Origin of the sequence: Nocardia amamiensis NBRC 102102, assembly GCF_001612745.1 — a bacterium.
GTDB lineage: Bacteria > Actinomycetota > Actinomycetes > Mycobacteriales > Mycobacteriaceae > Nocardia > Nocardia amamiensis.
Genome location: NZ_BDBA01000325.1, coordinates 1 through 6,208, shown reverse-complemented (window position 1 = coordinate 6,208; position 6,208 = coordinate 1). Strand labels below are relative to the sequence as shown.

At 68.0% G+C, this 6,208-nt stretch carries 5 protein-coding genes; 3 read left to right on the top strand and 2 right to left on the bottom strand.

The annotated features are described in order from the left end of the window. The coding region (locus tag NA4_RS36905) for an erythromycin esterase family protein (RefSeq protein WP_169811201.1) at positions 1 to 653 on the bottom strand (653 nt) is incomplete at its 3' end. A gap of 112 nt (positions 654 to 765) precedes the next feature. Here NA4_RS36905 and NA4_RS36900 point away from each other — a divergent pair. Then, complete coding sequence (locus tag NA4_RS36900; protein ID WP_067480619.1) at positions 766 to 1,461, top strand: TioE family transcriptional regulator; 696 nt, start codon at positions 766 to 768, stop codon at positions 1,459 to 1,461. A 223-nt stretch (positions 1,462 to 1,684) separates the two neighbouring features. Here the strand turns inward: NA4_RS36900 and rox are convergent, their stop codons facing one another. Continuing rightward, positions 1,685 to 3,157, bottom strand: a complete 1,473-nt coding sequence (rox, locus tag NA4_RS36895) for a rifampin monooxygenase (RefSeq protein WP_067480616.1) — start codon at positions 3,155 to 3,157, stop codon at positions 1,685 to 1,687. 656 nt (positions 3,158 to 3,813) lie between these two features. Between rox and NA4_RS36890 the strand changes: the two genes are divergently transcribed. Together NA4_RS36890 and NA4_RS36885 are read left to right on the top strand one after the other, a co-directional pair. Beyond that, entirely contained in the window at positions 3,814 to 4,620 is an 807-nt protein-coding gene (locus NA4_RS36890) for an NmrA family NAD(P)-binding protein (protein WP_067480613.1), read from the top strand. A gap of 283 nt (positions 4,621 to 4,903) precedes the next feature. Then, positions 4,904 to 6,208 (top strand): hypothetical protein (locus NA4_RS36885; protein ID WP_067480610.1); only part of this gene is annotated, 1,305 nt, incomplete at its 3' end.

Sequence of the window (6,208 nt, the reverse complement as noted above, 5' to 3'; positions counted from 1 at the left end):
GGTGCCGCGCGGCGCAGCGCGCTGGCGAGATCGTCGGCGACGATACGCAGGGCGCGAGCGCGCTCGGAGTCGCCGACGGACGCTGCCGGGTCGAACATGGCCGCCTGATTCGTCCAGTCCGCGTCCTCGCCGAGCAGCGCATCGAGGTCGCGGACTGATTCGGGTCGCAGCGCCACGGGCAGGTAGTCGCTGACCGAAGACAGTGCGCGTCGCGGGCTCGGCGCACCGGAGAACTCCACCGGCGCGTCGAAACCGTGGAAGCGAACCCGATCCTGCGGCGCGCGGCCTGCATTGTGCGCGCGGAGCCATTCGACGAGTTCGCGGTTGCCCGGCACGGCGCCGAACCCGTGGCTGAACCCGGTCGCGAGCACTGTGTCGATCTCCGCCGGTGCCCCGGTCACGTAGTCGTCGACAACGGACGCGGCGAAGGCATCGGTCTCCAGCACGATCGATCGGTACCCCCGTTCGACGAGGTGGGCGAGGACTTCGTTGCGCAGCAACGGGAACGCCTCGATCCCGTGTGTCGGCTCGCCTAGGGCGAGCAGGGTCGGCGGCTCGCTCCGCGCGGCGAGCAGTTCGTCGAGTGCATCGCCCAGGCTTGCCGGGTCGTCGAGTTCGCGGCCGATTCGGTGTAGTGATGCGGCAGTGGACATGAAGGCCCCTTCCAGAGTGCGCTACCCTCAACAGTATCGTTGAAGAGTCGCGTGAAGCTTTTTCCACTGATACCTGGAATCCAGAGACAAAATCCTCAATCGGAGGTCCAAGCTGCGGCCCATCGACCTCGCCCGGGAACACGGGTTGTCCGCACAGGCGATCCGCAACTACGACGACGCGGGCATCTTCCCGCCGACCGAGCGCAGCGAGACCGGTTATCGGCGCTACACGCTCCTGCACGCGCAGGCGCTACGCGCTTTCCTAGCGTTGCGCGGCGGCCACGGGCACCAGCAGGCAATGGAGATCATGCGCGCGACCAACCGCGGCGACACCGAGTCGGCCTACCGGCTCATCGATGCGGCACACGTCGCGCTGCTCACCGAACGCGAAACACGCACCGAGGTCGCCACGGCGCTGGGCAGCCTGTCCACCACGACACCGACCCCTGTCCACGGTCGACCGCTGACCGTGGGTGAACTCGCGCGCCGGCTCGGCGTGCATCCGGCGACACTGCGCACCTGGGAGACCGAGGGCATCCTGCACCCCGAACGCGACCGGTCAACGGGCTACCGCCAATACGGGCCGGACTGTGTACGCGACGCCGAGATCGCACGGCAACTGCGCCGGGGCGGCTACCTGCTGTCCCAAGTCGCGCAGTTCATCGAGTCGCTGCGCGAGGCAGGCGGGGCGGATGCGTTGAGCGCCTTCCTCGACTCCTGGCAGAACCGGCTGACCGCACGCAGCCGCAACCTTCTCGCCGGCGCGGCTCAGCTCGATACGTACATCACCATGCTCGATCAGAGTTAGCGGGCGGTCGACCACGTAGTGCGAGGGTCGAACCGATGACCGCCCGCGCAATGCCGCACGGGAAGCGCACCTTGCGCACCCCGGTGAGCCACCCCACCGAGGCGTGGCCGGGTCGAACGTGACATTGCTCGGCGACGCGATCCGTGCCGTGAGCCCCGGAGCGAGTGCTGAAGCGTAGCTGGTAAGGGCCGAAATACGATCCTGCCCAGGAGATCTGGAGGGGCTAGGCCGTTGTCTGGGTGCGGCGCCGGCCGGGTCCGATCGGGAACTCAGCCGATGCGGCGCCGAACCACCGAGGCAGTTGCTCGAGCAGATCCTGCTGATCGTCACCGACCCATGCCACGTGGCCGTCCGGCCGCAGCAGTACCGCGGGCACGTCCAGTTCCTCGCTGACGTCAACGACGCGGTCGACCCGATCCGCCCAGCCCGCCACCGAAAGCAGGCCGGTCTGGTCGAGCAACAGCCCACGGCCGCAATGCATCAGCTCGTAGAGGCGCCCCCGCTGCAACCCCACGTCCCGCATCCGCCGGCCGAGCAGGTCATGTCCCTCGCCGAAGTCGTAGCGGACCCCGATCGCGGTGATCTTCTCGATCAGGTACCGGTTCACCTCCTCGAAGTCCATCAGATTCGACAGCAGTCGGCGCACTGCCCGGGCGCCCGGCTCGAGGGACATCAGCTGCATCTGCGCACGGGTGTTGTCCAGCACGTCGGCGGCCACCGGGTGCCGTTCGGTGTGGTAGCTGTCCAGTAGCCGCTCCGGTGCCCAGCCGTTGACCTCGGCGGCCAGTTTCCAGCCGAGGTTGAAGGCGTCCTGGACGCCGAGGTTGAGCCCCTGCCCGCCGGTCGGCGGGTGGATGTGCGCCGCGTCGCCGGCCAGCAGCACCCGGCCGACCCGGTAACGCTCGGCCTGCCGGGTGGCGTCGCCGAAGCGGGACAGCCAGCGCGGCGAGTGCACGCCGAAGTCGGTGCCTGCGATCGCCCGCAGCTGGTGCTTGAACTCCTCGAGGGTCGGCGGGACCGAGCGGTCCTCGGCCACCCCATCGGCGGGCACGACGACGCGGTACACCCCTTCCCCGAAGGGCGTTGCGCCGAAGCGTTTCTGGGTCTTGCGGACTTCGCCCACCACGGCGGCCAGCGTCTCCGGTGGCACGGCCACTTCCATCTCGCCCAGCAGCGTCTCGACCCTGGAGGGCTCGCCGGGGAAGCCGACGCCGAGCAGCTTGCGCACCGCGCTGCGGCCGCCGTCGCAGCCGACGAGATAGCGCGAGCGCAGTCGCGTGCCGTCGGCCAGCTCAGCGGTCACCCCGTGGTCGTCCTGGCTCAGCCCGACCAGCTCGCAACCGCGCCGGATTTCGGCGCCGAGCTCGATCGCGCGCTCGGCCAGCAGGCGATCGGTGGTGGTCTGCGGGATGCCGAGGACGTAGGAATGCGCGGTGTCCAGCCGGTCGGGCGACGGCTTATCGATACCGGCGAAGAAGCCGCCGAGCGGATACTGCTTGCCGTGCTCGAGGAACCGCTCCAGTAGCCCGCGCTGGTCCATCACCTCGATGCTGCGCACATGCAGACCGAGCGCGCGGACATACCCGGTGGGCTCCGTCTCCTTCTCCAGCACGAGCACCTGCACGCCGTGCAGCCGCAACTCGCCGGCAAGCATCAAGCCGGTCGGTCCACTACCGGCAATGATCACATCGAACATGAACCGCCCATTCGTCGAGGTTGCACTTTCGGCCAGGTGCCCCACGCTCTTCGGCGAACACATGCTCTTCGGCTGATTTCCGCAGGTTCTGGCTTCGGCCGGACATTCTGCGTCACAACCCGGGTCTTGCCGCAAGACCCCCACTGCGCTATATGTTGAAAGTGGCAAGAAGTCTTCTTGCCTCTCGTTCGATGCGGACGAACAAACTCCTCTCGAAGCGGTATCTCGCCACACACGGCGATGCAGCCGCCCGGCCGCGATCTACTGAGCACCAAGGCCCGGCGGGTGTCACCGAACCGCGTTTCCACCTCCGCCTCTACCGCGTCCAGCCAAGCAATTATCTCGGCGTTGGCGTTGCCTCGGCCCGCGAAAGCGCGTGCGGCACGTAGTCGTTCACGGAGGCGGTGATCGTGCCGGGACGCGTGCATCTCGACGGTCACATCGGGCGGGTGATGCGGCGGGCCGACGTCATCTTCGAGGTGGATGACGTGGAGGCTCGATGGCCGCTTACGGCTGCGATCGATAAGTGGCGTCCGGCTGGAGATGGCTTTCCGACCTATCGGCGCTCGTCTGACGGTGCTTTGTGAGGTGGCAACGGCGGGCTTGACCTCAATCTTTGTTGAGGTCATAGCGTCACGCCCGGAAAGGAGTTCACTGTGACGATATTGGTAACGGGCGCAACGGGAAATACCGGACGGCATGTGGTGGCCGAGCTGCTGCGGAGGGGTCGAGCGGTGCGTGCGCTGACCCGCGATCCGCAGCGTGCCTCGACTCTGCTGCCCACAGGCGTGGAGTTGGTGACGGGAACCCACACTGAGCCGGGCACACTCGATGCCGCGCTGGAAGGTGTCACCGGGTTGCACATCACCGTGACGGCTGGAGTGGCCGAGACCGGGCCCGAGCTGGTCCGCCGGGCGGTGTCTGCGGGCGTCGAGCGCATCACCATCCTGTGGGGCGGGTATGTCGGTCCCGCGGAAACCGCGGTCGCGGAATCGGGTGTGGCCTGGACGAGGCTCGAACCGCAGGAGTTCATGTCCAACGCACTCACCTGGGTCGACTCGATCCGATCCGAGGCCGTGGTGCGTGAGCCTTTCGACGTCCCCAGCGCGGTTGTGCACGAGGGCGATCTCGGTGCGGTGGCCGCGACTGCCCTGACCGAGGACGGGCATGCGGCCCGGGCATACAACCTCAACGGACCTCAGGCGTTGACCACGAGCGAGCGCGTCGCGATGGTCGCCGACGCGCTCGGCCGGGACCTCGCCTTCGAACAGATCGGCTATGAGCGGGCCGTCGAGCGGTTACTTCAAGCGGGAGTGTCGCAGGCCGATGCCGAGTACGTAGTCGGCTGGCACGCCGATCCACCGGAGGCGGCGCGGACTCCGGATGGCACCCTCGAGCGGATACTCGGTCGGCCCGCCCGCACTTTCGCCGAATGGGTGACCGAACACAAAGATCGTTTCTGAACGATCTGCTTCGTGGCTGCTGGGCTCGGCTTGGACGCAACCGCGCTGGCCTGACCAGGGGTGTGCGCAGCGCCGCGGTCCCCCGGAGCTGCTGGGTCACGGACATCTGGGTTCGGTGGACGCGAACCTACCCGAGTGCTCTTCGGGTCGAATGGTTTTCGATGACGGGTTATCTTTTCGGTCTCGGCCGAGGCGGTCGGCGCTTTCGACGGAGATATGACGGCCGGAGCTGCTCTGGCGCGCTGCGTCTGGAACACTCGATCGTCGGAAAGGTTCTTTGCTGATGCTCCGTCGTTTCACGACCCAAGCGCCAACCGCGGCGCAGCCTGTGGATGATCTGGTGGCCGGCGCTCTGCCGGACCGGGTGCAGATCGCGCATGAGCGGTTGGCGCACCAGGACGATCCGGCACTGCTGGAAGCATTGTCCGAGCGAGAGCTGGCCGCCGCTCGCGATCTGGCCGAGCTCGTGCGTGACTATGAACGCCATGAGCAGCGGGCGCGAATCCAGGCGGCCGCCGATGCCGCGGAGCGGGTGCGCCGCACGGCGGCAGAGTTGGCCGAACGCGAGGCCGCGGATTTGCTACGGGCCGCGCAGGCGATCGGGGAGCAGCGGCACAGCAGCAGCCCGCACGCGAAAGTCGCTCGCCTGCACCAGCGCAAGCCGCGTGTGCTGGGGCTGCTCGCCGGTGTGGTCGGGTTCTCGATGCTGTTCTCCGCGGTCACGGTGCAGCAGAACATCGCACCTACCGGCGGCGCGACCAATCCGATGTTCTGGCTGTCCTACGGCCTGGAAGCCCTGATCAGTGCGGTACTCATCGCGCTGATGCTGTCCACCGCGGATACCGCCGAGTGGGGCGTGATCGACCGGCTGTGGCAGGTCTACACCGTCGAGGGCGTCCTGCTGACCGCGAGCATCGCGCTGAACACGTTCCCTTACTTCAGGACAGGCGACGTGGCGGGCATCGGGATCCATATGATCGCGCCGATCATGATCGGCGTCGCGCTCGTCACTCACCGGCTCGTCGCCGAGCGATACGGGCGCGCGATAGAGCAAGCGACCGCGTCCGTACCGGACCATGAAGATCTCCAGGAGCGGCTGGCGGCGCTCACTCAGGTAGGCGGAGCCGCGAACCAGATCCTGCCGAGCATCCTCACCCAGCAGCCCACGACCGCTCGCCGTGCTGGCGAGCACCCTGCCGGTGCTGCAGGGCAGCCCGCAGACGCTGCCGAGGCCGTCCCGGTGCCGCCTTCCGCCGCCCCTGGGAAACATGAACATAGCGGCACGGTTCCGCCTGCGGAGAAGCCCATTGCGCAAGCCGAAGTCGCGGCGTCATCCGCCGCTCCCACGGGCCCTGTGCCCGAGTTCACCGAGCTGTGGCTGGCCACAACACCGCTGCCGGCGGCCGAGCGGCCCTCTGCGGTGAACCCCGGCGGTGTGGAAGCCTCTGCCGATGCCGGTACGGATGAGGCCGAGCTGGATGCACGGTTGGCGGCGGCGGTGCGAAAGACGCTGCACCGGATCCGGGTCAGCGAGCAAGCGGAGCCCGTGCCCGCCGAGCGTCCGGTGGGGCCCGTTCCCGCTGAGCGC

What these genes read in the sequence shown, in the direction of transcription:
- rox (WP_067480616.1), bottom strand. Translation starts at nt 3,157, where the DNA reads ATGTTCGATGTGATCATTGCCGGTAGTGGACCGACCGGCTTGATGCTT.